General features: G+C 36.7%; 24 protein-coding genes, 1 riboswitch and 1 other annotated feature. Of the genes, 4 read left to right on the top strand and 20 right to left on the bottom strand.

Annotation, left to right across the window (positions count from 1 at the left end; translation table 11 throughout):
* The first annotated feature begins 64 nt into the window (after positions 1-64).
* Together DEX24_RS17810 and DEX24_RS05200 are read left to right on the top strand one after the other, a co-directional pair.
* On the top strand, positions 65-295 hold the full coding sequence (locus DEX24_RS17810; RefSeq protein WP_109305352.1) for a helix-turn-helix domain-containing protein: 231 nt from the start codon (positions 65-67) through the stop codon (positions 293-295).
* Entirely contained in the window at positions 295-501 is a 207-nt protein-coding gene (locus DEX24_RS05200) for a transposase (protein WP_109305351.1), read from the top strand. Before DEX24_RS17810 ends, DEX24_RS05200 begins: the two co-directional genes overlap by 1 nt.
* A gap of 824 nt (positions 502-1,325) precedes the next feature.
* On the opposite strand, the gene DEX24_RS05195 is transcribed toward DEX24_RS05200, so the two are convergent.
* Positions 1,326-2,243 (bottom strand): right-handed parallel beta-helix repeat-containing protein, encoded by a 918-nt coding sequence (locus DEX24_RS05195; protein ID WP_246131438.1) that lies wholly within the window; start codon positions 2,241-2,243, stop codon positions 1,326-1,328.
* A 596-nt stretch (positions 2,244-2,839) separates the two neighbouring features.
* On the opposite strand from DEX24_RS05195, the gene DEX24_RS05190 reads away from it, so the two are divergent.
* The gene (locus DEX24_RS05190; protein WP_109305349.1) at positions 2,840-3,442 is read left to right on the top strand and encodes a hypothetical protein; all 603 of its coding nucleotides are present in this window, start codon (positions 2,840-2,842) and stop codon (positions 3,440-3,442) included.
* A 66-nt stretch (positions 3,443-3,508) separates the two neighbouring features.
* Here the strand turns inward: DEX24_RS05190 and DEX24_RS05185 are convergent, their stop codons facing one another.
* From DEX24_RS05185 to DEX24_RS05135, 11 genes are all read right to left on the bottom strand, one after another.
* Positions 3,509-4,498: a DUF4097 family beta strand repeat-containing protein gene (locus DEX24_RS05185; protein ID WP_109305348.1), complete on the bottom strand. Its 990-nt coding sequence runs from the start codon at positions 4,496-4,498 to the stop codon at positions 3,509-3,511.
* A 118-nt stretch (positions 4,499-4,616) separates the two neighbouring features.
* On the bottom strand, positions 4,617-5,198 hold the full coding sequence (locus tag DEX24_RS05180; RefSeq protein ID WP_109305347.1) for an anthranilate synthase component II: 582 nt from the start codon (positions 5,196-5,198) through the stop codon (positions 4,617-4,619).
* Positions 5,195-6,586, bottom strand: a complete 1,392-nt coding sequence (gene trpE / locus DEX24_RS05175; RefSeq protein ID WP_109305346.1) for an anthranilate synthase component I — start codon at positions 6,584-6,586, stop codon at positions 5,195-5,197. Before trpE ends, DEX24_RS05180 begins: the two co-directional genes overlap by 4 nt.
* Before the next feature lie 72 nt (positions 6,587-6,658).
* Positions 6,659-6,864, bottom strand: a binding site (T-box leader).
* 38 nt (positions 6,865-6,902) lie between these two features.
* Positions 6,903-7,646 carry a hypothetical protein gene (locus DEX24_RS05170; RefSeq protein WP_109305345.1) on the bottom strand — a complete coding sequence of 248 codons (744 nt, stop codon included), beginning with the start codon at positions 7,644-7,646 and terminating at the stop codon, positions 6,903-6,905.
* Positions 7,647-7,776: 130 nt separating this feature from the next.
* Complete coding sequence (locus DEX24_RS05165) at positions 7,777-9,480, bottom strand: S8 family peptidase (protein WP_109305344.1); 1,704 nt, start codon at positions 9,478-9,480, stop codon at positions 7,777-7,779.
* Positions 9,481-9,596: 116 nt separating this feature from the next.
* Positions 9,597-10,292: an ECF transporter S component gene (locus tag DEX24_RS05160; protein ID WP_109305343.1), complete on the bottom strand. Its 696-nt coding sequence runs from the start codon at positions 10,290-10,292 to the stop codon at positions 9,597-9,599.
* Complete coding sequence (locus DEX24_RS05155; protein WP_109305342.1) at positions 10,289-11,950, bottom strand: ABC transporter ATP-binding protein; 1,662 nt, start codon at positions 11,948-11,950, stop codon at positions 10,289-10,291. The genes DEX24_RS05160 and DEX24_RS05155 overlap by 4 nt, the downstream gene beginning before the upstream one ends.
* Positions 11,923-12,804, bottom strand: a complete 882-nt coding sequence (locus tag DEX24_RS05150) for an energy-coupling factor transporter transmembrane component T (protein WP_109305502.1) — start codon at positions 12,802-12,804, stop codon at positions 11,923-11,925. The genes DEX24_RS05155 and DEX24_RS05150 overlap by 28 nt, the downstream gene beginning before the upstream one ends.
* Before the next feature lie 4 nt (positions 12,805-12,808).
* Positions 12,809-13,753: a DUF4430 domain-containing protein gene (locus DEX24_RS05145; RefSeq protein ID WP_109305341.1), complete on the bottom strand. Its 945-nt coding sequence runs from the start codon at positions 13,751-13,753 to the stop codon at positions 12,809-12,811.
* 82 nt (positions 13,754-13,835) lie between these two features.
* Positions 13,836-15,377 carry an Ig-like domain-containing protein gene (locus DEX24_RS05140; protein WP_109305340.1) on the bottom strand — a complete coding sequence of 514 codons (1,542 nt, stop codon included), beginning with the start codon at positions 15,375-15,377 and terminating at the stop codon, positions 13,836-13,838.
* Between the two features lie 137 nt (positions 15,378-15,514).
* Positions 15,515-15,699, bottom strand: a riboswitch (cobalamin riboswitch).
* 124 nt (positions 15,700-15,823) lie between these two features.
* Positions 15,824-15,982 carry a transcriptional regulator gene (locus tag DEX24_RS05135; protein ID WP_109305339.1) on the bottom strand — a complete coding sequence of 53 codons (159 nt, stop codon included), beginning with the start codon at positions 15,980-15,982 and terminating at the stop codon, positions 15,824-15,826.
* 231 nt (positions 15,983-16,213) lie between these two features.
* Between DEX24_RS05135 and DEX24_RS05130 the strand changes: the two genes are divergently transcribed.
* Positions 16,214-19,390 (top strand): DEAD/DEAH box helicase, encoded by a 3,177-nt coding sequence (locus DEX24_RS05130; protein ID WP_246131436.1) that lies wholly within the window; start codon positions 16,214-16,216, stop codon positions 19,388-19,390.
* Positions 19,391-19,476: 86 nt separating this feature from the next.
* Here the strand turns inward: DEX24_RS05130 and DEX24_RS05125 are convergent, their stop codons facing one another.
* The 8 genes from DEX24_RS05125 to DEX24_RS05090 all read right to left on the bottom strand — a co-directional run bounded on the left by DEX24_RS05125 (position 19,477) and on the right by DEX24_RS05090 (position 26,804).
* On the bottom strand, positions 19,477-20,070 hold the full coding sequence (locus tag DEX24_RS05125; RefSeq protein WP_146192966.1) for a hypothetical protein: 594 nt from the start codon (positions 20,068-20,070) through the stop codon (positions 19,477-19,479).
* Positions 20,071-20,113: 43 nt separating this feature from the next.
* Entirely contained in the window at positions 20,114-20,815 is a 702-nt protein-coding gene (locus DEX24_RS05120) for a YwaF family protein (RefSeq protein WP_170112853.1), read from the bottom strand.
* Positions 20,816-21,291: 476 nt separating this feature from the next.
* Positions 21,292-22,479 (bottom strand): thiolase family protein, encoded by a 1,188-nt coding sequence (locus tag DEX24_RS05115; RefSeq protein ID WP_109305335.1) that lies wholly within the window; start codon positions 22,477-22,479, stop codon positions 21,292-21,294.
* 21 nt (positions 22,480-22,500) lie between these two features.
* A complete protein-coding gene (locus DEX24_RS05110; RefSeq protein ID WP_109305334.1) occupies positions 22,501-23,247 on the bottom strand; it encodes a 3-hydroxybutyrate dehydrogenase in 747 nt (248 codons plus the stop codon).
* Entirely contained in the window at positions 23,240-24,196 is a 957-nt protein-coding gene (locus DEX24_RS05105) for a 3-hydroxyacyl-CoA dehydrogenase family protein (RefSeq protein ID WP_109305333.1), read from the bottom strand. Before DEX24_RS05105 ends, DEX24_RS05110 begins: the two co-directional genes overlap by 8 nt.
* A gap of 17 nt (positions 24,197-24,213) precedes the next feature.
* The gene (locus tag DEX24_RS05100; RefSeq protein ID WP_109305332.1) at positions 24,214-25,524 is read right to left on the bottom strand and encodes a GntP family permease; all 1,311 of its coding nucleotides are present in this window, start codon (positions 25,522-25,524) and stop codon (positions 24,214-24,216) included.
* Positions 25,525-25,552: 28 nt separating this feature from the next.
* Positions 25,553-26,182 (bottom strand): CoA-transferase, encoded by a 630-nt coding sequence (locus DEX24_RS05095; RefSeq protein ID WP_307725578.1) that lies wholly within the window; start codon positions 26,180-26,182, stop codon positions 25,553-25,555.
* Entirely contained in the window at positions 26,169-26,804 is a 636-nt protein-coding gene (locus DEX24_RS05090; RefSeq protein WP_373863574.1) for a CoA transferase subunit A, read from the bottom strand. Before DEX24_RS05090 ends, DEX24_RS05095 begins: the two co-directional genes overlap by 14 nt.
* Positions 26,805-26,833: the final 29 nt, after the last annotated feature.

The raw sequence follows: 26,833 nt of genomic DNA, 5'->3' as shown, positions 1-26,833 counted from the left end.
TTAATCATGATGAACATACCTAAAAATAGACAGAAAAAAGCACATAAAATGGTTTGAACGACTTATGGTTTTGTATTATAAGCGTCGACGCTATGTCTGTTCTTGTGGAAAACGTTTTTCAGAAAAAACTTCTTTTATTGAACGTGATCAACGCTTTTCAAAAGAATGGCATCAAGCGATTCAAATGCTATGCGTTAAATCACCTACATTCCAATCAGTTGCTGAGAAAATGGGGACATTTAGTTCAACTGTTATTCATCGTTTTTTTTTGATCAAGTCGCAGAACAACAATTAGTGTCAGGTGTCACGCTACCAAAAGCGCTCGCAATTGATGCATATAAAAGAGAGACAAATGCAGGTGAATTCCAACTAATCATTGCCAACGCAGAAACACATGAACCGATTGCTATCTTGCCAAATCGTCGAAAAGATACGATAAAACGGTACTTGCAAAGGTTCGGTGATCAAGTAGAAATCGTTGTAATGGATAGGAATCAATGAAACGAAATGCATAGGGTTGCATAGGGTTATAAACGATTTGATCGATTGAGAGCGAAGATCTTACTAACATTAAAGTATAAAGAAGTGGGTTTACATCTGACACAGAGCCACTTTTTTAAACATCTATTCTTTTTATTTTGGTAGGGTCTAATACAATAGAATAGGGGAAAGAGGGCGGAATACCTCGTTGCAGTGGATGATCGCTTCTGGATTTATTCTAGTTTAATATTGCTAGCTATAATGCCACACAAGACCCTATCATATAGAGCTTATTACAGCAGGAAAAGGGATTAGAATACCGAATCGGTTTTACGTAATAATACAGTTTAGAGATTGGTTATACTTGGATTACACCAATATTAGCACATTATTGTTGCGAAGAATTACACTATAGACGAACGCAATAAAATGTTCTTGCACAGTAATTGCTCGACTAGATGCAGTACGTGAAGGCGTTTTAAGATACAATTTGATTTGTCATGATGGCTTTAAACATAGTCCAGTTGTGTTCAGTATAATTGCGGATGATGAACCACAGACTAAATAATATATAGAAAAATTAGTAACAGCATCTAATCAACAACAAGAAATTGTTTTTATTCTTAAATATCTCACTATTACTAGTATACTTAAAAATGAGATACAACTTCCTATAATTTATATTATGTAAACTAAAAAGAAGTTATAACAAAAAAGCTTTCATTCTTTCATTAGATCCTGCACTTCTTCTTATTTGAGCAATTATTAAAAGCAAGCGTTTAAACGATTCTTTATGCAGAAAAAACCACTACTAGTTAATTGTAGTGGTTTTTCTGTACGAGTCTTTATTTAGGTGTACTAATATGAATTTCATTGTTTTCTAAAGTTTTTTTGTTACCGTTGCTAAGCGTATTATAGATAGGTACTGTTGTACCACCATTTGAATTTTTCCAAACGATGAATTGCATGGCGCGTGGAATATAATTAAAGCTATTTTTTTGTATTTTTGGATTGCTAGCGCCGCTCAATAATATACCTCGTGTGTTACGTGTTAATTCAGCATCTTTTGTCACAGAAAATAGATTATTTTCAATAATTGTATTTGACCAATTCATAACACGAATACTGTCAGAAGACATATTTTTAATCGTGTTATTGCGGATTATCACTTTATTATGCAATTGATTTTTCGAGTATTTATGTGTGCCAACTGCACGATCTAAATGATCAAAAAGATTGTTTTCAATTGTTATTTGATCATTTGCTTGATTATCGTATTTACTCCACTTTTGCCCCCACCCCCCTGTTTGACGGTCTGGAGTATCCAAGTTAATCCCCTCCTTGTCATGCCCTTTTACATGTAAAGATTTTTTAAAAGAAGAATTTTTAATCTGCACCTTTTGTGAGGCGTCCATTTCAATAAAGTGACCACCATTCATATTTTTGAAATTAATATGATCTACCAAGATATTTTTATTGTGGCCCATAATAATAGCAAATGTTCTCGGTAGTAATTTCAAATCCATTGTGACAGTCCCTTTACCAATGAATGAAATATTTTTTTCTCCATTAAATTTGCCATAAACGTCTGTTTTATTTGCATAACTAGGTCTGATTAACTGAAATAATGTACTCGAAGGCATAAATGATGCATTACCTGTTGTAGAACCTTTGACAATCTTCACACCATCTGCAAATTCTATTGTACTATTGGACGGTATATACAAGGTATTTGAAATAGTATATGTTCCTCTTTTGAGCACTAATTTACCACCTCTTGTTTTTTCAAGTTGTTCTAAATATGACCGTAGGATGAAAAAATGTTTTGTATTCTTATTATAATTTTTACTATTCATGTAGATTGAATCGAATGTTTTGGACGTTGGTGTAATCGTGTATATAGGTTTAGCTATTGTTTTTGCATGTACGTTAAACGTATATGCGGTAGTCACAACTAGAAAAATTACGATGAATAAGGTTAATTTTATCTGTGTTTTTCTGCGATGGCCCATAGGATTATTCACTCTTTCGTTAATATAAGATTATTTCAATATAACTTCCTCTGTTCATTTAGCCTACAATAATTAGAAATTTTTAACAAGTGATTGACTGTACAACTAATGAATGGAATCGTGCAGTATATATCACTGGCTATAAAAGGGCATTTTCAAATGATTGATTTTATTAAAAAAACATCTATTCTATTCATTATTTAATTTTTTTGAACTATTTTTACTAAATATGCTATTTTAGCTACATAAGAACAAATGTTCTTTTTTGTTAAAATAAAAAGTATTTGTCGTAAACTCGCTTTATTCGTTATACTAGTTTAATAACATATATGAAAGGATTTGACGTTATGGTATCAATCGAAAAATTAGTTGAAATAGCTGAGGAAGCAAAAGAGAAAGGTGATTACGATCAGGCTTTGACTGTCTATGCGCAAGCCATTTCTATTGAATCTTCAAATAGTAATCTGTATAGAGGTTATGGGCAAATTGCCTATTTAGTAGGTCAGCATCACTTTGCCGTTGCAGCATACTTATCTGCTCTACATATTGAAATAGCAAAAATTGAACATTTTGGTTTCACAGATGATACACAAAAAATGTATGAGGAACTTCCACAAAATCTACGCGACCAACTGCCTAAAGTTGGTGGGTTCATCATGTATTATGATACGAATACATTGCGTCATTTAGCACATGCTCTTATCGATTTTGATGAAGATGCCATACAAGCAGATGCCAAGCTACTAGCCTTTAAAGAGATTTATGCTGCAGAACTTGCTGGCAATGAAGCACTACATACAGAGTTGTTAGCAATGTTTAATCGTTCTTCAATGGATGCTGTTGAAGAAGATGCATCATTCTATATCCAAATTGGTAAAGAGTTAGCATTACATTGGATTAAATGGCATGAGTTGCATAGTTTAGATGTCGGCAAGTTATATTTTCCTTAAGTCGACCACGATAGTGCCAAATAAAAGCAGCCACAACCTAGTCATTTGACCGTGTTGTGGCTGTTTTTATATTTCGCTTAAAATAAAATCACCAGATGTCGTCTTAACATTCAATTTATTTGTGGCTGCACCGATACTATTCGTTGACTGTTTACTATTTAGTCCCTTGATATCGAATTGCTGATCACCTGATGTTTGAGAAGAATGAATACGTAAATTGTCTATTTTTCGATTTACATGTAATTCAAAATCACCAGACGTCGATTCTGCTGAAATATCTGACAATAGTTCTTCCGTTTGAACCACTGTATCACCAGATGTACTCATGAATTGTGCTTTTTCTCCATCGCTAATATGAAGCGAATTGCTACCGCTTGTACTGTTAATATCAATGGCATTTGCGGTAATATTATTGATTATCTTATCACCGGATGTTGAATTGGCAGTAAACTGTTGTGCGTTGAGATGGTCGCCTTCAATAGTGCCAGAAGTTGAAGTCAAATGAAGTGCATCCGCAGCTGTATTATCAATATCTTGTAAACCAGAAGTTGACTCAAGTGTTAATTGATCTGCTGTTGTATTTGTCATTTTTATATTACCTGATGTTGATTTGAAATTGATTTCAGTACTTTCTAATGCCTCGGCATTGATATTTCCTGAAGAAGCTTCCACGATTATTTTCGCCCAGTCTTTGCTCGGAATTAATATTTGTAATTTCAGAGAAGCATTCGAAATACCAGAAGTAAACGGCCATTTTTCATCGCCCATCTTATAACTAAGCGCTAGCAAATCACCTTGGGTTTTAGCATCAATTTTCAAGTTTTCTACATAGGATTTTTTCGCCTTGCCAACGATTCGAATCGTCAATTGTTCATTATCAGTAGGCTGTATCTCAACATCCAGAGATTTAGATACAATCGCAAGTTGCGACATTGTTGATACATCAATGTCTTGTGTTAAGTAAACATCTTTCTTATTCATAATATTCAATGAGACATATGCAATAATTGCAAGAAGAACAAGAATACTTATAAATAAAGTAATCACTCTTTTCATTCTTTCCCTCCCGTTCTAATGTGTATAGATCTAGTATATATATAAATAAGGCTATCTGCCAAATTTATGAAAAAAGCAATAGATCATCGAGCTTCCTCGTCATCTATTGCCCTTCGATCTATTTAATAACGGTTAAACTGTGTAAAAAGTTGCTAATCATTTGATCCCCCTCTGCAGTACCGAAGGATTCTGGGTGGAACTGCAGTCCATATACTTCTTTCGTCCGATGTTTAATGGCCATTATCTCACCATCTTCAGCTGTTGCATGAATGAGTAAATGACTATGTGGGAAACTTTGTTGCTCAACGACAAGTGAGTGATAACGCATAACGCTTGATGAGGCAGAAACTTGTGTCAATAAACCCGCTCCATCATGCTCTAAAGTTGATGTTCGCCCATGCATAATTTGCTGTGCACGGACGATTTTCCCACCAAAAGCTTGTGCAATTGTTTGATGACCAAGGCAAATACCAAGAATCGGATAATCATCGGATAAATAGGTTACAATATCTAAACAAATTCCAGCATCATCTGGTGTGCCAGGCCCAGGCGATAAGACGATGGCGGTAGGATTAAGTTGGCGAATAGCTGCTAAGGACAGCATATCATTTCGAATGATTTGAACTTCTGCTCCGAGCGCACCAATTTGCTGTGCTAAATTGTACGTAAATGAGTCATAATTATCGATTAATAAAATCATGCCATCACCTCCAGTAGAGCTTTGGCTTTATTGACGGTTTCTTCAAACTCCTTGAGAGGTTGCGAATGATAGACGATGCCCGCACCAGCTTGGACATAGGCATATTGATCTTTTAGTACCATCGTACGGATAGCCAATGCCAAATCCATATTACCAGTTGGCGAAATATAACCTACAGCACCAGCATATACACCTCTTTTTTGTTTTTCGAAACGATTGATAAGTTGCATGGCTCTTATTTTTGGTGCCCCCGAGACAGTTCCAGCCGGCAAACAACTTGCGATTACATCTAATGGATGAATCGTATCAAGCAATTCACCAGTTACTTCTGATACGATATGCATCACATACTTATAACGTTCAATCGCCATGTATTTTTGAACAGTTACCGTTGAAGTTTTTGATAGCTTGCCAATATCATTACGCCCTAGATCAACAAGCATACGATGTTCAGCTAATTCTTTGTCATCGGCTAACAGCTCTTTTTCATAGCGTAAATCCTCTTCTACTGTCGCCCCACGCGGTCGAGTACCTGCAATTGGATTTGTCGTCACAATACGATTCTCGACCTTTACAAGGCTTTCTGGTGATGTTCCAAGTACCGTATAATCAGCAAAATCTAAGTAATACATATAGGGTGATGGATTTGCTTTACGTAACTGACGATATAGATGCATCGCATCACCTTCATAATGTGCTTTAAATCGTTGCGATAGGACAATTTGAAACAAATCACCCGCTTCGATATGTGCTTTAGCATCGACAACAAGTTGACAAAAATCTGCTTGTGACATCATCGCAGTAAACTGTGGCGCGTGCTCCGTGCTCACAAGTGGCTGAATCGGTTGGATCAATTGCTTTTCAAGTACCATCGTGCGTGCGCGTAAGTCCGCTTGTGATAACCCCACATTAAAGAGGTCAATACTTGCAATATATAGTTTTTGTTTTAAATGATCAATCATAATAAATGTTTCAAAAAATAACATATGCATATCAGGCATATCAATCGGGTCTTCCAAAAAGTCCCCGATTTGTTCATGATAAAAAGCCGTTTCATAACCGATATAACCAACGGCCCCCCCGTAAAATGAGAAAGGCAGTTCACTATTATCAATCGGTAATAATTCTTTTAGGCGATGAAAAGGATTAACCGAGGTTTCAACGCTTTTTTGTCCCTTATCGATAATTGTAATTTCTTTATTCACTGCGATAAACTCCATTGAAGGGTTCGTAGCGATAAATGAATAACGACCGCTTTCCTCGTGTTTAGCAGAGGATTCAAATAAAATTTTCTTCTGGCCACTTAAAGCGTGATAGATAGAAATGGGGGTATGCATATCCCCCTCCATTTCTGTTTGATAATATGCTCTTGTCGTTGTTACTGTCATTTTTTTTGCTCCTCTCAGCTCTACTCAACTCATTTCTTGAAACAAAAAAGCCCCCATAGAGAAAAAATCTCTATGGAGGACGAATAAATCCGCGGTACCACCTCAGTTGTGACCTTTGTCACCACTCGCAAGTAACGGTTGCCGCCGGATGTCTCTACTAAATTTGTTTCAAGTCATCACTCAAAGGTCCATTCCAATTCCCTACTTTACTAGCTCACAGCACCGCTAGCTCTCTTTAAAAGCATAAAAACTGTACTACTCCTTCTCAAAGTGTTGTTTGTATTATACGACGAACAATTTATAAATTCAAAGGTTTTTATTGAGGTTGACGTAAAAATTGCAGCATATATGTTAAAAAACGACGATTAGCTGTTATTTGCGCCGTTAAATCAGTAGCAATTTGTTGCTGGAATTCAGTAGCAGCATCCGTACTCTTTAAATGACGTTTTGTACGTTTTTCATCTGGCCACTCTCCGATTAAGTACCCCTTCTCCTCTAATTCCGATGAAATCGTATACAGATAGCTATTAGAAGGTGACCAGCCAAATAAATCTTCTAGCTGAGCAGCAACATCCGCCATTGAAAAAACAGTACGCTTTTGTCCTAGTTTAAATGCAATATAACGCACGGCATCTTTCACCGAAATGAGTTTTGAAAAATAAGCGCGAAATTCTTCTGGTAACGCATGGTTTGGTTTAGGTGGTTTTTCCCCGTTGCGTGTCAGCTCGAAATAAAAGCGATTTAACACAGTTACGATTTCGTGAAAACGCTCATAATATAATTCTTCATATCGTATTAAACGTTGCCTTCCCTGATCCGTAATATCATAATACACTTTACGTTGCTGAAGGGAGCTAGTAAGAATAGCCTCCGCCTCTAATTGTTTAGCAACGCGTGCGACATATTCATACCCTACCTTCCGTCCGGGAAAGTTTTCGATAAAACGTTCATAAATTTCAACGGAATAACAAGGTTCCTTTGCTGTTTCATGTAGCCAATATAAAGCAAGCGTATCTTTTACGCTAAAACCAACAGCCTGTTGAAAATTTTTTTCTGCCATAGAGAAATCCCCCCTTCTTTTCATTTAATTTTACCATTTTTTAAGGATTATATGGATTTTTAGTACGAATCATTGCTTCATGAAATAAAAACGTATAGTTGAAAGAAATTTTTTTCAACTATACGCTCGATTAACGCAAACGAATTACTTTTATTTGAGTGGCTTTAGAGCGATTCCCCTCTTCATCTACAGCAATAAGTTTATATTGATAATGAATTTTTTTCTTTAATACCGTCGTTGAAATGAATTTAGTATTTACGGTTTTTCCAATATAACGATTATTCTCATAGATTAACATATGACTAAAATCAAGATCCACAGGTTTCTTCCACTTAAGTTGTACCACATTTTTATTGGAAATGACCCCTTGCACATTAGTTGGTATTTGTGGACTTGTTGTATCGCGTAGCGTTTTGAATGATACAGTTGATGGTTGTGATACATCTTCGTCATCCGACATATAACGCACGGCCAAATGATGTGTCTTATGAGCTTGCAATTTAGGAATAAGAATCGTCTGTTTTTTTGTATAGTAATGCGTACGATTATTTAATGTAATCACCGTACGCCAATCTTTATAGACATTCGACTTATTGACAGTTAACTTCACGCTATGGTCTGTTATTTTTTGGACTTTTAATGTGGGCGAAGCCTCAATTATTTTTGGGGAGGTACTTATAAAAGTAGGTACACCAAAGCCATAAACTTTATCGCGACCATTGCTGCCTAAATCGATAACGGATTTTTTTAATTTTTCGACAATCATTTTATTTGTACTAAATGGATATCTTTGCTTTAACAATGCAAGAAGTCCTGTTATATGAGGTGCTGAAAAGGAAGTACCGTAGGCGTAAACAAGTGAACCATCTTTATTAATAGCAGGTATTTTTTCGCCCGGAGCGGTAAAATCGAGAGTCGCACCACTATTGGAAAAACTACTGAAATAGAGAGACTTATTAATAGAACCAACGCCAATAACATTAGTATAACGTGCAGGGTAAGTTAAGTTTGTATTTAAGCCATTATTGCCGGCTGAAGCGACGATGAAAATACCCTTGTCAACAGCTTGATTGATAGCTTGTTTGAGTGCCGGATAATCGGTTTGTAGTCCGGAAGATATATTAATAATATCCATCTTATTAGCAATAGCCCAATTGATAGATTTTACAATATTAGATGCCTTACCCGTTGACGCACTACCATCCATATATTTTACAGAGTAAATGCTCGCATTTGGTGCAAGTCCAACAACTGGTGAACGACCAATGAAAAATCCATTTGGTTGTGCAGCGATGACAGAAGCAACAGCCGTACCATGACCGGAACCCTCCTTACCGCGATCGATTAAATCCGACTCATTAATCGATTTTGTAGTTGGATCATCAGGTGAAAATGAAATAGATCCCTTAACTTTTGCTAACTCCTCAACCTTATTGATGCCGGTATCGATAACCGCTATTTTAACCGCTTCACCTGTTATGCCAAGTTTCCAAGCAGTCTGCGCTTTCATTACGTTGACATTCCAAACCGGGGATACCTGAGCAATTTGTGCAAGTAATTCCCTTGAGTTGCTTTGTAAGTTCGTCTGTTTGTCTTCTTCGATTGTATGGCCAAACGGAAGTTTATGTAACTTGGCTACTTGTTGTGGTGTAATCGTTGCAGAAATCAGATTCACTTCTTCAAGTACATCAGCATTTTGTTGAAGGATCGTCATAATCGATGCCAATTCAAACTGATTATCATAATGAATCATGACTTCCTTAGCTGCGACATGCGAAAATGGTTGCAAGATCATGGTCGAAGCAATGGTTATTACTATCATTAGTCGTCTCATTTTATTCTCCTTATCTCATTCTATATAACTATAATTATCCCTATTATAAGTTAATAACCGTGACTTTGGGAATAAAAAAGTATACCATCAACAATTTAACTGTTGACGGTATACTTCTAATGATGTTGCATAATGCCATATTTCACTTTGATTCGCTCCAATTTATCACCAATTGGTTTATACATTAGCAATAGAAAGACGACATTTGATAAAGCATACATAAAGGTAAAAGGTAGTGCTGTACCTGCTGCTGCAAAATATCTAGTCCAATTAAAGGATCCATCGTAAGACATCACCGTCCAAATGTCCATGATCAGTGAAAACAGCACACCTGCGATAATGCCATAGACAATCAATGTCGCCTTATAGTTCATTAAGAAGGTTTTTCCGAGCAAACCCGCAGCATAGCCTAGTATGCCCCAAGTAAACATTTGAAATGGCGTCCATGGACCTTGACCAAATAGGATATTTGAAGTAATCGCTGATACAGCGCCTGTTAAAAATCCAGCCTCTGGACCTAATTTAAACCCGGTAATGGCAGCAAATGCTGTTACTGGTTTAAATCCCGGAAGCCATGCAAAAGCTGCGCGACCGGCAACGGAAATAGCTGACATAACAGCTATGACAAGAATTTCACGTGCATTTGGTTTCCGTCTTTCAAAACTCAAGAAAAATGGAATGCATGCAATGAGCACCACAATGATAGAAATAATAGTATATTTCCCATCATTAAATAAGGTTACACCAACGATTAAGATAAGAGGAATGACAATGAATAGTAAAATCAAGGACAGTAGTTGTTTTTTCTTCATCTGTGTACACCTACATGATGCTGTGTATTGCATAAAGCAGCAATTTGTTCCATCGTAACTGTATGTGTAAAGAGATGACGACTCATGCGATGAGCGGCGGTTGTATAAAAATGATTGCCACTATAAAAAGTCACTGGTTCAGCTTCCGACACGATTTGACCATCAAAAAACATGGCGCATCGTGAGCAATAGGCTGCAGAAAATTCAATATCATGTGTCACCATAATAATCGTAGTTCCATGTTGTTGCAGGTCATATAAGATTGCAGCAAGTATTTTTTTTGAGTAACCATCTAGCCCCTTGGTTGGCTCGTCCAACAATAAAATTTTAGGTTTTTTTAGTAATACTTTACCAAGTGCGACCTTTTGTTGTTCGCCGCCACTTAAATCATAGGGGTGCGCTGTAAGTAAATGCTCAATTTGCAATAACTCAACGACTTGTTTTATATCTTCGGTTTGATTGGTCATTTGCTGAAACTCTAATGCTACTGTTTTCTCTACTAATAAAGTAGTCGGATCTTGAGGTAATAATGCAATTAAACCATTATACAATTCTGTGGCACGATATGTCTTCAGTGCTTTACCAAATAATTTGATGCGACCTCTATGTGCTTTAAGTAGACCTGATAGCAAATTTAATGATGTCGACTTACCAGTACCATTACCACCCAAAATAGATAAAAATTCACCTTCAGCTACTTGTAATTGCAAGCCTCTGACAATATCTTCTCCATTTTTGTCATATCGAAACCAAACATCTTCAGCGTTAATAACAAACGGTTCTTGTGGTTGTTTCTCTACTTCAATAGGGAGTACATCTACCGCTTCATAATGCTGTGACAACCATTGTGCACCTTGACGTATAGTGAGTGGTACTTCATCGTTATGTCCTAATGTATGATGCAAGCGAATCGATGTTGGCAAACCAAGTAACATCGGATGATGTACGGATAACTGCTTTAAGGCTGCAGCAGCTTTACTTGGTGTATCATTTGCTATAATGCGCCCCTGATCCATGATAATGACGCGATCAGCAAGTGGGTATACCTCCTCAAGGCGATGTTCTACTAATACGATTGTTAAACCAAGTTCTTTATTCAATTTATGCAGTATGGCGATAAACTCGCTCGCTGCAATTGGATCAAGTTGCGATGTCGGTTCATCTAAAATAAGAAGTTCAGGCTGCATTACCATGATACTTGCTAAGTTTAAAAGCTGTTTTTGACCACCGGATAAATCCATAGTGTTTTTTCGGAACCAATTTTGAATACCAAAAAAACTAGCCATTTCAGCAACGCGTCTGCGAATTGTCATGGAATCTACACCCAAATTCTCAAGACCAAATGCCAATTCATGCCACACTTGATCTGTGACAATTTGATTTTCTGGATTTTGTAGTACATAACCAATTGCAGAAGCGGCTTGACGTGGAGAAAGGTCCGCTAAGGGAATATCATTAAATAAGATGTCTCCTGAAATTTCACCATGAGGTGTTAATTCGCGTTTTAATTGCTTTAATAATGTGCTTTTTCCACATCCTGATGTACCACAAAGTACCACAAACTCACCTTGTTCTATTTGTAGATTAATCGTGTCTAAACTTGCTATACGCTGCTGCGGATAATGAAAACTTAAGTTGTTGATTTTAATGAGCGCCATTTTAATGCCTCCTGAATTTCGATAATGATAGGTATGCAAACAAGAATTGTATAAGAGATCACTACTAGGATTGTCGGTGTATTCAATTCAATTGCTGTGAACGTTGGATAATAGTCGAAGTGAGTCCAATTTAAATAACTCATCATTACTTGCATAAGAAATAAGACACTTATACAAGCAGTTACAATACCATCATAGCGATCAAACTTGAACAGATGGAATGTCGTCCGATTCTTAAGTCCGTAACCACGTGCTTTCATTGAATCTGCCGTTTCAATAGCATTTTCTAATGCCCATGAAATCAAGATAGATATAATGCGCATCAAAGAACGCAATCGTTGCCATAATGAGCCACTTGTGGCATCCATACCAATTGTTTTTTGTGCATGCGCAATCACCGTTATTTGATGAATAAAACGTGGAATTAAACGCATCGTTACTGAAATGAGTAAGGCAACAGCTGGTGAAATTTTCCCAAATAAATAGAGAAACTTATCAGATGACATTAATTTATTGAAGCTTGTAAACCAAAAAATAACGGCGAGTAACATAATGGACATAGCAAAACCAAATACGATTGCTTCTACTGTAATCGGTCGATGATTGACATAAAGGATGATTAACTCACCATCATGTGTCATAAGTGGATTGATGAGTGCGGCGATGAACATAAACGGTACCAACCATTTCGCTGTTTTAAAAAAGGCTGTTTGATCTATGAACAAAGCCAAAATAATGGATGCGCTGAAACTAATTATAAGCAATACAGGTTGCATATAAAACATCGTCAAACCAATAACGGCGAAAAAATAGAGAAAAATAACGAATGGATGATAGTCATAAAATGATTTCATTTCATCACCAACCAAGGTCCGAACCAGCATTGATACTGTACTGTAGTGAAATGCTGTCGCCATCTTTCAATTTATAAGCTGCAACACCAACCGGTGCTTTCACGCCGTTCACAGCATACATCCAGCCGCTCATCCCACCCGCGTCCTTCTCATAGACATGATTAATACCAGAAATATACATACCAAAGCTCGTTTGACGATAATCAATATGAATAGTATTTTGCTGTGTTGCTTGCAAAATCACATCAAACACCGAATCACCTTTTTCAAACTCCACACGTGAATTCGGTATGACAAGACCATTTGATGGTACGTATTTTTCATTTTGTAAAGCTGGTGGCAGCAGAGCATAATTATCTTTTTCAAGTAATACTTTCATGCCAATCGCAATCGTGGCATACATTTTTTTCTGTGGTTTTTCAACCGGCGGTTCACTTGGTTTACTCGGCTTTTCTAATGGCGGCTTAGGTACCGTCGTATTACCGGTAGGTTTTTGTGGTTTGATCGCCGGTTTTTCTAGTGGTTTTGTCTGAGATGTTGGCGATTTTGTTGGAGAAGTTACCTGTTTTTTCTCTACCTTCTCCTTCGGTTGAGTTGTATTTTTCTTCTCACTTTCTGGTTTTGATTGTATGGGCTTTTGTTTGACAGTTGTAGGTTCATCAACAGTTATAAGTGCTGGAATCGTTGCAACGCTTTGATTTGATTTTTTCTGCGCATCATCTAATGCCGGATTTTTCGCAGATATAGTGGCATCACTAACTTTTGGTTTTTCTTCATTCGTTGATTTTTCTTTCTGTTGATTTTCAACAGATTTTGGCTCATCAACAGCAATAACTTTTCCCTGTTGTTCCTTTTTCTCATTCTCAAATTGTTGCACAGTTTGAATAGTACAACCTGCTAATAAGAATGTTGCACATAGTGCAAGCAAGACAGATTTAGTGTATTTCATAGCAAGACCCCCTTTATATAGCAATAGGGCGTTAGAGTATTAGCTCTAACACCCTATTACGTTCCCCAAGACTCGTTAAAAACTACTTTTTAACAGTGACAACTACTTTCTTACTCGTATAGTTTCCTAATTTCGTATACAACGTTATTTTGGTAGATGCTTTTTGTTTAGGTACTTTAATGGTAAACTTACCCGTCGTTTTACTAGCAGTAGCTGAGTATGTTTTCGACGCAATTTTCGCATATACCTTTAAGCCCTTTGTTGCTGTGCCTTTAACGGAAGTTGCACCAGCTTTTACAGTACTCGCTTTTGGTGTTGCCGGCGTTAATTTATCGATTACTGTATAACTGAATGCTTTGGATTTATTACCTGCAAGATCTGTAATATACACCTTTACTGACTCTTTAGCGTTTAAAGAAGTAGGTAATGTATAAGTGAATTTACCTGTCGCATTAGCCGTTAATGTAGCCACTTTTTTAGAAGCAATGTAAATTGTAGCTTGCGCGTATGGCTCTGCAATACCGGTCACTGTTTTAGCCGTATTTGTAACAGCGGCCATTTTTACTGTTTTTGGTGCAACTGTATCAAATTTTAAATTTGTCGTAGTGGCATCAGATGTGTCAAAGAAAGTGGCTCTTTCCGTTGCATAACGATCATAGGCTACCAAACCAGCAAAACCACTGTATGTTGTATAGTTATTTGGTTCATGATCACCTGGTTTTACAAAGAATCCCCCTGTATTTTTGTCAAAGTTCAAGAGAATATTTGAAATGGCCCAATTTCCCTGTGGTTTAATAAAATCGGATGCTGTTTTAGGATTCCAACCATTTTCTGTTAAAGCGAAAATAACCTGTGCCTGAGAATCGGCACTATTGCCTCCCCATGGCGCATAACCAGCATCCTTTGTTAACTTCGTTTGGATATAATCAAATCCATCACGTACAGACGCTTTGATTTGTGCATCTGCTGTATAATTTGCAAGAGCGATTAGAGCCATCGCGGTCATATCTTCACTAACACCATTTGCTGATTTAGAGTCCCATGAAAAACCACCATTATCAAATTGTGTAGAAGCTAAATGATCAACCAACGATTTATGAGAGACAGCTGCATACTTGTCACTGTCTGAGTAATTATAACTTTTTGACTCTAATGCAATAATGGCATAAATATAGTTGGATACCCCTGTTGAGTTCTTATTTTTTTCAACTAACATTTTATCACCAAGTGTATCAATCAGGTTGTAACCCGCAACATTACGAGGGTCCTTCCCCATCGCACTAACAGCGATTATTTGTTTAGCAAACGCACCAGCAGTTAGTGATGCGAAAGCCCCTTTTGTCTCCATCGCCTCTTTTTCCACTAGTTTATAATAATTGTCGTAATAATTTTTTGCTACTGGATAGTTTGAGCGTGCGAATGCGATCACCGTATCAACATTATATAAGTTCGGTTGTTGTGTAATGAAGTAATTATATGTTTCCGTAGCTTGTAAAGGTGTTTTATAATCAACCTTTTGTACCGTTGGATTTTTTGCCTCTGCCTGCAATGATAAAGCTGGAATTGCTGATAAAGTCATTGTTGCTGCGATTGTTGCGGGTGCTAACCATTTTTTTGTAAACATCATTTTTCCCCCTACTATTTTTTAAGGACTTAGGCGCAGTATATGATTATACAAAAAATAAAAACCTCACATCAAAATCGACGTGAGGGAATATGTATGTATACAAGTAAAAATGCCCCTAATCCTCCCCTCGAAGATTGGTACGGTAAGCGAAAGCAGGTCTCCTGGCTTGATGATCATCTTACTCTGACAACTTCCCGTATATCTTATACAGTGTTGAACGTCATTTCATCCCATCTTACAGTAGCGGGGCTGCATCGGATTTTCACCGATTTCCCTATTATCTAGTGTCTCCACTAGCACTTTCACTTTATCAACTATGAAGTTGTATATATGAAGTATTTCATACGAACTAACGAATGTAAATACAAAATTCAGAAATAATAAAAAACGACAAAATAAAAAGTATAAGAAGACAAGTTTGTCGCTTATACTTTCAACAGTACTTATCGAGCGTCCAAATAGTTCTTTTTACTATGTGCATCATAAGCATGTAATTGCTCCTCAGTTAAATACTTCAGATATAAGTAATACGTCATCGATTCCAACCCGTAATTTTCACAAGCCTGACGATAAATCTCGTAACCTTCTTTGTAATTTTCCATCTATAACCTCTCCTTTGTTGTATAACAGATTTTATATTTTGTTATAATATATAACAGATTATTTCATATGTCAACTGAATTTTCAAATAATTCAGTGTTTGGAATGAATCTATTTCTCTTACATACGTAAATATTACTACATCATTAGGTTTACATAATAATATTATTGTAATTAAAAGTAGTCGAGTTGGTAGATATGGTATGATTGACAGACTAAAGGAGTCGATTAGCTTGGTTATACATACTAAAAATATTAAAGAATTATGTGGTACTGTGTCCTACAAGCGTGGCGAGGCTTTTTTTAATGCACAAAAGGTCTTGATAACCAATTACTCACCTACTTTTACAGAAGCAACCGTACAGGGTTCTGAAGATTTCCACGTCGTTATTCGCATTGATAATTTCCAGACAATTCAATCAAGCTGTAGCTGTCCGACCCTCATTGGTTTTGATAAAAGTTGTCAACATATTGCTGCGGTATTAATCGCCATGAAACAGTTTTCTGAAGATATGACAGCTGTTCATATTGCCGCAATTAAACAGGGTGTCCCCGCAAATCTAGATACTTTATTGCAAATGAAACATACGCTTCCAAGTCATCAACAACTACATTTTGAAAAACGTCCACGTGCTAGCGTACAGTTTATACTAACTGCCCTATTTGCGCCCAATGGTACTTTACTATTTGGCATGGAATTATATATAAACTCTATTCATATTACAAATATCCGCATGTTTTTAGCTGCCATCCATGCAGGTATACCCTATATATTACAAGATGGCCGGACATTTTCTATCGTAGATTACTGTTTTATCGCTTCAGATGATCAATTATTAAAACAGTTACTGCAAATCGTGCGAGATGAGCAGTTATTTGCCGCTTCAAAAGAGGTTGAAGAAGATGCATTATTAATAATTCCGCCCTCTTTTTGGGTACATATCGTGACTTTATTAAAAAAAGCTGTTCATGTGACTATGTCGATAAATAACACATTAATTCAACCGTTTCATATCGTTGCAAAGAAACCACCCTTTGAGTTCTTACTAGATCGACGACATGAGCATTTTTCATTGCAAATAAAAGGTTTTGAAAATATGCGACATTTCCCTGCATATGCCATCGTATTTAACGCAGATACATTGTATCAACTTACGCCTGAAGATAGTATGCAACTAAGTGAAGTAGAGCAACTAATCGCCGCTTCCACTGAACAAGAAATAGAGATTCCTGCCAACCAAATTGACTGGGCATTGCAAAAGTTACTTCCTAGTTTGCGTAATATCGGAACGCTTATTCAATCTGAACGCTTTATAAAAGAACAACAGGAAGTACCTTTAGTTGCCGAATTGTATTTAGACCGCATTCATAATAAGCTATTGGCGAGCATTGAGTTTCGTTATGAGCATTTTACAATTCAACCTCTATCCGATGAAGTATTGCCTACCATGTCTATTATCCGTGATTATGATAAAGAAATGGCCATTTTAGATATCATGGCTGCTAGTGGTTTTTCGAAAACTGAAGCTGGTTATTTCATGCAAAATGAAGAAGCAGAATATCATTTTCTCTACCATATTCTACCTGAAATTCATAAGCTAAGTCATGTTTTCGCCACTTCTGCCGTTCGAAGTCGCTTAGCTAAAAAATCGACCTTTCCAAAAATAATCGTCAAAGTAAAAAAGCAACGAAGGAATTGGTTGGAATTCAAATTTGAAATGGACGGTCTGACAAATAAAGAAATAAAAGAGGTATTGCAAGCAATTGAATTCAAACAAAAATATTATCGCTTAAAAGATGATTCTTTACTCTCTTTAGAAAGTAGAGAAATAGATGAAATAAGGGAATTTTTACTTGCGGAACCGCTGCAAGATGACCATTTTGAACATACATTGGATCTGCCACTTTTGGATGGCTTGAAATATCTTTCATCCGATGACAATCCAACTGTTTTTCAAGCGGATCAATCATTCCGCCAATTACTATTACAAATGGCAGACCCGACTGCTGCTGCGATTGCTATTCCATCAACATTAGCGCCTATTTTAAGAGATTATCAAAAGACGGGCTATAAATGGATGAAACAATTAGCAAGCTTTGGTTTTGGCGGTATTTTAGCCGATACGATGGGATTAGGAAAAACACTACAAAGTATCGCCTATATTTTGTCTGAAATAACGGTTTTGCGTGAAAATAAGCAACAAATCCTCATTGTTTGTCCCTCTTCATTGACCTATAACTGGCTACAGGAAATAATGAAGTTTGCTCCAGCTATTCAAGCTATTGTCGTAGATGGCACACGTAGTCAACGCAAGGAGTTAATTGACAATACAGTATATATTGATGTCATCATCACATCCTATCCACTAATGCGACAGGATTATACACTCTATGAAGCGCATCACTATCACACCATCTTTTTTGACGAAGCACAGGCTTTTAAAAACCCATCGACCTTAACAGCAAAATCTGTGAAGACATTACAGGCAGATCATCGCTTTGCTTTGACAGGTACACCAGTAGAGAATCGTCAAGAAGAGTTATGGGCCATCTTTTACGTTGTCTTTCCCCATCTATTTCACGGCTTAGAAGCTTATAGCCAATTAAGCCGAAAAGATATTGCTAGAAGAGTCCGTCCATTCATGCTTAGACGATTAAAAGAAGATGTATTATTGGAGTTGCCGGCTAAAAAAGAAACTTTGCAAGTATCTGTACTTAATAGTGCGCAAAAACAGTTGTATACGGCCTTTTTAGCCAAGCTTAAACATGATGATTTTAAACATCTTGATCAGGATACTTTACGTAAAAATCGTATTAAAATATTGGCAGGTATTACGAGATTACGTCAAATTTGTTGTCATCCTGCATTGTTTATCGAAGGTTATCAAGGAACCTCAAGTAAATTTGAACAGTTAGTGCAGTTATTACAGGAAGCGAAGCGATCCGGTCGACGCGTTTTAATATTTTCACAATTCACCAAAATGTTAGACATTATTGGTCGTTACCTTACGAATAATGGTGACCCTTACTTTTATCTAGATGGGCGAACTCCTCCAATGGAGCGCGTACAACTATGCAATCACTTCAATGAAGGTCAATGCGATATTTTCTTAATCTCATTAAAAGCAGGTGGTTCTGGTCTTAACCTAACAGGAGCTGATACTGTGATTCTCTATGATTTATGGTGGAATCCCGCTGTGGAAGAACAAGCTGCTGATCGTGCGCACCGCATCGGACAAAATAAAGAAGTGCATGTTATTAAGTTAATTACGCAAGGCACTGTGGAAGAAAAAATCAATGACCTACAACAGGAAAAAAAAGATTTAATTCATGATATTATTGAAGCGGGGCCATCCACTGCAGCTTTTTTAACGGATGATGATATACGAGCCATACTAGATTTTAATTAATAAGTCCACTAGTGCCACGCATTCAAATAGAACGCAAAAAACAGCAACCTCATGTCTTTTTATCGACATGAGGTTGCTGTTTTTGGTTATTGAGTAGGTGCTGCGACACGATCAATAACCGTCGCTTGTTGTATAAGTTGTTCTACACTATATTGTTGCTGGTTTGCATATACTCTTTCAGTAAAATCGGCTGTGGATAGTGTTTTATAGTTCATTTGTAAAATAGCGCGTAATACATGTAACGAAAAGTCATTACCTAATTTAATAATGCGATGGGCTGCGACAATATTACTGCGATTATCAATAAGTATAATCTGCGCCAGAGAACCACTTCCATCGTCTTTTTGTAGTTGCTCTAAGGACTCGCTACTATCAAAATCAATCGAATATCTATCATTTAAATTGGCATAGTAAGCGATATCCATTGGTGGTAAATTAGTCAGACCATCTTGAAAAGTCAATGTGATATGCAAAATATCCCGTAGCACGACCATAGACAGTTGTAGCTCACCATTTTTGATTGTTGTTATTTCTTCTAGGCTCGGCTCATCGTAAGAGATGAAAAATGCATAACCCATTTCTGAATAAGTCATCCATACTTGCTCATCACCTGCTTTAACGAGTATATTTGCCGGTAGCATAAGTCCTTCTCCTAGTATCATCTCTTTGTCTTTTGTCATTGTAATCACCAACCTTTATCTCTAGTTTAGTATGAAGTATTATTCATGGAGCCGTTGGTTTTCGCATGAACGGGAGATACAAAATAATCCAAATAACACAGACAATTCCAATCAAAGCAATTATATAACCTGGATTACCGAAAAGAGCTTCCAAAGGAACTAATGGCGATCCCGGTGACGGTGTATTGATGAACAAAAAATTTGTATGATACATTTTATTAAATAGATAAATAGGCGGTACAATTAGTATCAGTAATAACACAACTCGCCATAGCTGTGTCACAGCAGGGCGATATTTTTTTGCTGCCAGACGCATAACCGGATACATGATTAAAAAAGTATGAAAGATAAAGCTGAAAAATGACATAAAACTCCATACCGGTCGATCTGTCCAGTTAGCAAATAATAACGCTGCAATGCCCGCGGGCAAACAAAGTGAATAAAGAAACTCATTTGTAGTTTTGTCATGAAAATAACTATTCCACAGAATGGCAAACATAGCTAAACTACAGAGGTGAAAAGGAAGATACTCCACAGTAAAGTCCCCATGTTGCCATAAATAATAGTTTTTATAACACTCAAAAAGGATTAAAAACCAAGCGATGCACCGCTCCATAACTGTTTGTAAATGCGGTTGAAGCCTCTTATAAAGTAATGTACCTAAAATGATTAGTCCCGTTATAATTAGTAACCATGTAAAATGTGTCTGGTCATATAATGTAAAGCCGTTCTTTATAGTATTCACTCCCCTAAAATATCTTATTTGCATACTATTCCTTTCTCATACTAACATGAAACAATATGGAAAATAAGGTTCCATTGCAAAGTTTAAACAAACAAAATAAGCTTCTATTTTTTGTATTTTACACTGAAATACCAATCAATTGTTTACAGATAAAAAAATAAAGTCTAAGCAAATGAAAAAATACTTTGTCATTTTAAAAACCTTATTTTTTTACTAATTATACCCTATCATTACTTTAAAGTGATTGCTGATCAAAAAATAAAGAGGGTGTAATTACTGAGTAGTAAAGCATTTTTATCTAGTGTTCTTTAGATATTAAATTTGTACAAGTGGCGATAAAATTAGCAAAGATTTTGAACATATACTATGAACGGTTGCTAGTAAAATTTCCTAGAACAATCGTAAAAGCATACAACTGACACTTCAAAAAACAAACAAAAAGAGAAATTACTTTGGTAATTTCTCTTTTTGTTTATTTAGTTAAAATCGGGATTTTCTAAAAGTATGGCGATACCTTGACCACCTCCGATGCATAAACTGGCTATACCATATTGCAAATTACGTCTTTGCAATTCTAATGCTAATGAATACGTAATACGTGTACCACTGGCACCAATAGGATGACCTAATGCGACAGCACCACCATTGACATTCACTTTTTCTATTGGCAGTTCCAATTCTTTCATAACAGCTAATGATTGTGCTGCAAAGGCCTCATTCAATTCAAAAAGATTAATATCATTCAAAGTTAACGACGTTTTTGCTAAAAGTTTGCGAATCGCAGGAGCTGGTCCAATACCCATTATTGTCGGGTCTACACCAGCAACAGCCGAATCAATTATTTTAGCAATCGGTTTTAATTTATGTTCAATCATATATTTTTCAGATACAATGACCACAGCTGCTGCTCCATCATTAATTCCGCTCGCATTTCCTGCCGTTACCGTCCCATCCGTTTTAAAAGCTGGTTTTAATTTTGACAACGCCTCTAAAGAAATGTCTTCTCTAATATGTTCATCTTCCTTCACTTCAATAACGCCTCGACGTGTCCTAACACACACTGCTGTAATTTCTTCAGCAAAGCGACCACTCTGATATGCTTTTGTAGCACGTTGATGCGATGTTAGTGTAAATTCATCTTGTTCTTGTCGACTAATATTATAGTGAAGTGCTAGTTTTTCTGCTGTCATGCCCATGCCGCACTCAGCTACTTCATCATAAAGTGTACCCCAGAGCATATCAATTACTTGTGGTGCTTTATTTGGTGAGCCAAAACGAGTACCAACTAATGATTGTGGCGCTTGACTCATATTTTCTGTGCCCCCAGCAATTAAAACTGACGCTTCTCCAAGCTTAATTTGTTGAAATGCTGACACGATTGATTGTAAACCAGAACCACATAAACGGTTGACAGTGAGCGCTGTACTGCCATGTGGCAAACCACTTTTCAAAGCGATATGACGTGCTAAGTATGCTGAAGATGTTGTTGTTTGAATAATATTACCAAAAATTAATTCTTCGATGTCGTTTGCTGATATATTTGACCGCTTTAAAGCTTCTTTCACCACTATCGTTCCTAAATCGATATCTGTTGTATTTTTTAATGCGCCGCCGAAAGCACCAAATGCTGTACGGCTACCGTTAATAATATATGCTGTCATAATTGTTCACCTCCCCCTTTCTCATTACATGCCACCTGATACACTAATTGTTTCCCCCGTAATACCTGATGCATACTTAGAAGCTAAGAAATACACGCTATCTGCTATTTCTTCACTTGTTATAAAGCGTTTCATTGCTTGTTTTGGATAAACAATTTCTGCTAATGCTTGTTCTTCACTCAAACCATGACGATCATGTAAATCAGTTAATTGTTTTTCAAGCAGTGGTGTTTTCACTGGACCTGGCAATACGGCATTAACGTTAATCCCAAATGCTGCACCTTCCAATGCAGCGACTCGTGTCAATCCAATAACGCCATGTTTTGCAGCGACATATGCAACCTTTTCGGGCGTTGCCATGACACCATGAACCGAAGATATATTAACAATGTTACCAAAACCCTGCTTTTTCATATGAGGGAAAATGGCTTTTGTCATTAAGAATGGGCCTTTTAACATAATATTTTGTAAATGATCCCACTGTTCCTCTGGAAAATCTTCTATTTTAGCACGATATTGTACACCAGCATTATTGATGAGTGCATGGATTGTATGTTCCTCTGTAATTGTTGCAATCGCGAGTTGAACAGATGGACTACTTGCAACGTCTAATTCAATCGCAGTCACTTTTCCAGGATACAAATTAGCAAGGTTTTCCGCTGCTCCCAAATTTAAATCTGCTGCAAAAACAAAGTCACCTGCTTCTATAAAACGTTTGACCATAGCAGATCCAAGCCCACCAGCAGCACCAGTGATGAGTATATTACGCATTTATTTTCCCTCCATTCATTTCTTTAAATGTTTTTAATTGTTTGATCAACGAACGATCTCTAGCAATCACAAGTTCGTCCAAACCTTTACCTGGATAGTCAAAAAAACCTGATGATGATTTGACACCCAATTGCCCATTGACTACTTTTTCTTCTAAGATATCAAATTTTCGCACATTTGATTCAATTTCTGGTTGCAACTGTGCAAGAACAATTCGCCAAACATCTAAACCACCAAAGTCCATAATTTTTAAAATGCCACTTGAAGCGTATCGGAACCCTGGCCCCGCGAATAACACTTTTTCTAAATCCTCTTCCGATATCACACCATCTTCAAGTAAAGCCAACGCTTCACGCGCTAAGGCTGTTTGTATTCTATTCGCTACAAGCCCTGGTACTTCTTTGTGCACTTCGATTGTCACTTTCCCCATATCTTCCATGAACTGAGCGACTTCATCATAAACAGTTTGCTGAGTTTCATGTCCTTTTAAAAGCTCTACTAAAGGTACAATATGTGCTGGATTGAAAAAATGTGTCAATAAGACTCGTTCCTTATGATGTACCACGTTTTTTGTAATATCTGACAATTTTAAACTAGATGTATTGGAAGTTAAAATTGCTTGCTGGTGACAAATTTGATCTAATTCCTTAAAAATTTTTTTCTTTAGTTGTAAATTTTCAGTAGCAGATTCGATAACTAAATCACAGTTAGCCACTTCACTAATCGTTGTTGTAAAGGTGATGCGTTGCATAATAGCTTCATCCGAATCTTTAAATAAATATCCTTCTTCTTTAAAGATTTTTAAATATTCACTTAATTTTAACTGTGCAAATCGTAAGGCTTGCTCATTTGAATCAACAAGGATTACCTTGGTACCATTTGATACAAGTTGAAAGGCTATGCCAAAACCCATTGTTCCTGAACCTATAACGCCGACTTTTTCAATCATTTGTATACCTCCTCAAATTAATAAAATAATATAGCTGCAATCAACATTGGAATACTTGCCAATAAGGGAGCTATTACAGAAACTACAAAAATATGTTTATATGCGTCTTTATGCGTAAGCTTTGAAGCAACTAAAATTGTGATGACCCCTCCATTATGTGGTAATGAATCCAAGCCACCTGATGCAACAGATGCAACACGGTGCATCGCTTCTGGATTTAATCCTAGCTTTAAATAAGTAGATGATAACGCTTCCATAGCGATTGCTAACCCACCACTTGATGAACCCGTAATGCCCGCTAAAGCCGTCGTTGCGATGAATAACGAAATAATAGGGCTTCCTGGGATACCACTCATCGCATCATTGAAAATACTAAAGCCTGCTGTAATAGCAATGACGGAACCATAACCAACATCCGCACTCGTGTTAATAATCGGCAAAATAGCCGATGTAGCGCCTAAATTAATAGTATCTTTTTTAGCCACAATATAATTCCAAAATAATATAGAGGATAATACAACCACGCCCATTAATGTATAAATAATTTCAAAATTAAATAGATTTAAGGTTAGTAGCAGTGCTACTGGTGGAACCAAACTAATAAATGGATTGGGTAGTTTACGATTTTTATAAACATCTTCAATTATATCCATTTTATCTCGATCTGGATTTTGCATACCTAGATAAGTTTCATTGCGTTTTTCAGAACGCTTTAAAGCATGTTTCATATACCATAAATTAAGGGCAATCACGCATACAGCAGCGATAATTCCAAGCATAGGGGCTGCAGTAACGGTTGTTCCGAGATATTTAGTCGGAATAATATTTTGAACAGATGGCGTACCTGGTAACATTGTCATTGTAAATGTCCCAATTCCAGTAAAAAAAGGGGCCATAAATAAATGCCAAGGTATATCTAATTCTTTAAATAGCGGCTTAGCTATCGGCAGTACAGCAAATATTACAACGAATAAACTGACACCACCATATGTTAGAAAGGCACATATAATCATAATGGCAACTAACACTTTATATTTACTATCTTTACCAATTATACGCAAAAGTAAATTAGCAATTTGGCGTGCAGCCCCACTATCATCCATCATTTTTCCAAACATCGCTGCAAATAAGAAAATCAGAAAGTAATTTTTAACATATCCGATGAACCCACCCATATACGTTTCTTGAAATGTTTCTAGTATTGGTAAACCATTTGCTACCATGACAAATAAACTGACAACAGGTGCTATTATGATAATACTAAATCCTCGCAACGCTAAAACAATTAGTAATGTTAGTGAAATGACAATGGTTATTAAACTCCACATACAGTTGTCTCCCCTATCTCCGGTTCAGCTATTTTGTAAGTTGAACTGGAATTCTTTCTTGTAATTCAGCAAATGATAAAGCCCCATAAATCGCAGTTACATACACTTTTTCACCTATGAAAGAAAAACTAGCATATTCAGTTACAAATTGTTCGACTCGGCGTTCACCACTTGAATCCAATGTTAGCTTTGGTACGAGCTTAGAAGCGCCTGATTTATTGAAGAGCGTACTTGCAACAATAACTTTTTTTGCACCAGCCACTAAATCCATAGCACCACCAACCCCTAATATAGGTTGATTTGGAATAGACCAGTTCGCAATCTCTCCATACTGATCAACTTCCAATGTACCTAGAACTGCAACATCCACATGCTTTCCACGAATCATAGCAAATGAGAAAGCGCTATCAAAAAAGGAAGCTTCTACTGTAGTCGTTATTGGATTTTTACTCGCATCGATTAAATCGATATCGATATCTAGATCAGATGGCGGTGGTCCCATACCTAGTAAACCATTCTCCGTTTGTAAATAGATTTTTTTATCACCAATATATTTCGATACAAGTGTTGGGATGCCCACACCTAAATTAACAACATCACCATCTTGTAATTCATTCGCAATACGCTGAGCAATGATTTCACGACTAGTTGCTGTCAATATAATGCCCTCCTTCTTTTTTGTACGTACTTTGGACGATATAATCGACAAAAATATGCGGTGTAATAATTTCTTCTGCGCGTAATTCTCCAATTTCCACAATCGTATCTACTTCCGCAATAACAATTTTTGCAGCAGTTGCCATCAACGGATTAAAATTGCGGGCCGTCGTATGATAAACCAAGTTGCCTGCTTTATCTGCTTTAGCAGCTTTAATTAAAGCGATATCTCCAGTAATCGCTTTTTCAAATAAATAACGCTCACCATCAATTTCTCGTACTTCCTTTCCAACAGCTAAACGTGTTCCTACAGCAGTTGGTGTATAAAATCCTCCTATACCAGCTCCTCCACAGCGAATTGCTTCAGCTAAAGTTCCTTGAGGCAAAAGCTCAATCGCTAATTGACCGGCTGACCATGCCACGATTGCTTCTGGGTTAATCGTAAAAAAAGAACCAATTACTTTATCGATTTTGCCAGCCGTAAAAACCTTATGCAATCCTTGACCGCTGTCCCCTAAATTATTGCTTACGACTATATAATTGCCCGCTTGAAAAGTTGCCACAGCATCTAAGATAGTGAGTGGTGTTCCTGATAGGCCAAATCCGCCAACAAGTAATTTCATCGAATCTTTAAAAAGAAATTCTAAGTCTT

The sequence above is a fragment of the Kurthia sibirica genome (genome assembly GCF_003143975.1).
In the GTDB taxonomy this organism is placed as follows: Bacteria; Bacillota; Bacilli; order Bacillales_A; family Planococcaceae; genus Kurthia; species Kurthia sibirica.
The sequence above is the reverse complement of the archived record's forward strand: the minus strand, read 5'-3'. Positions and strand labels throughout refer to the sequence as shown.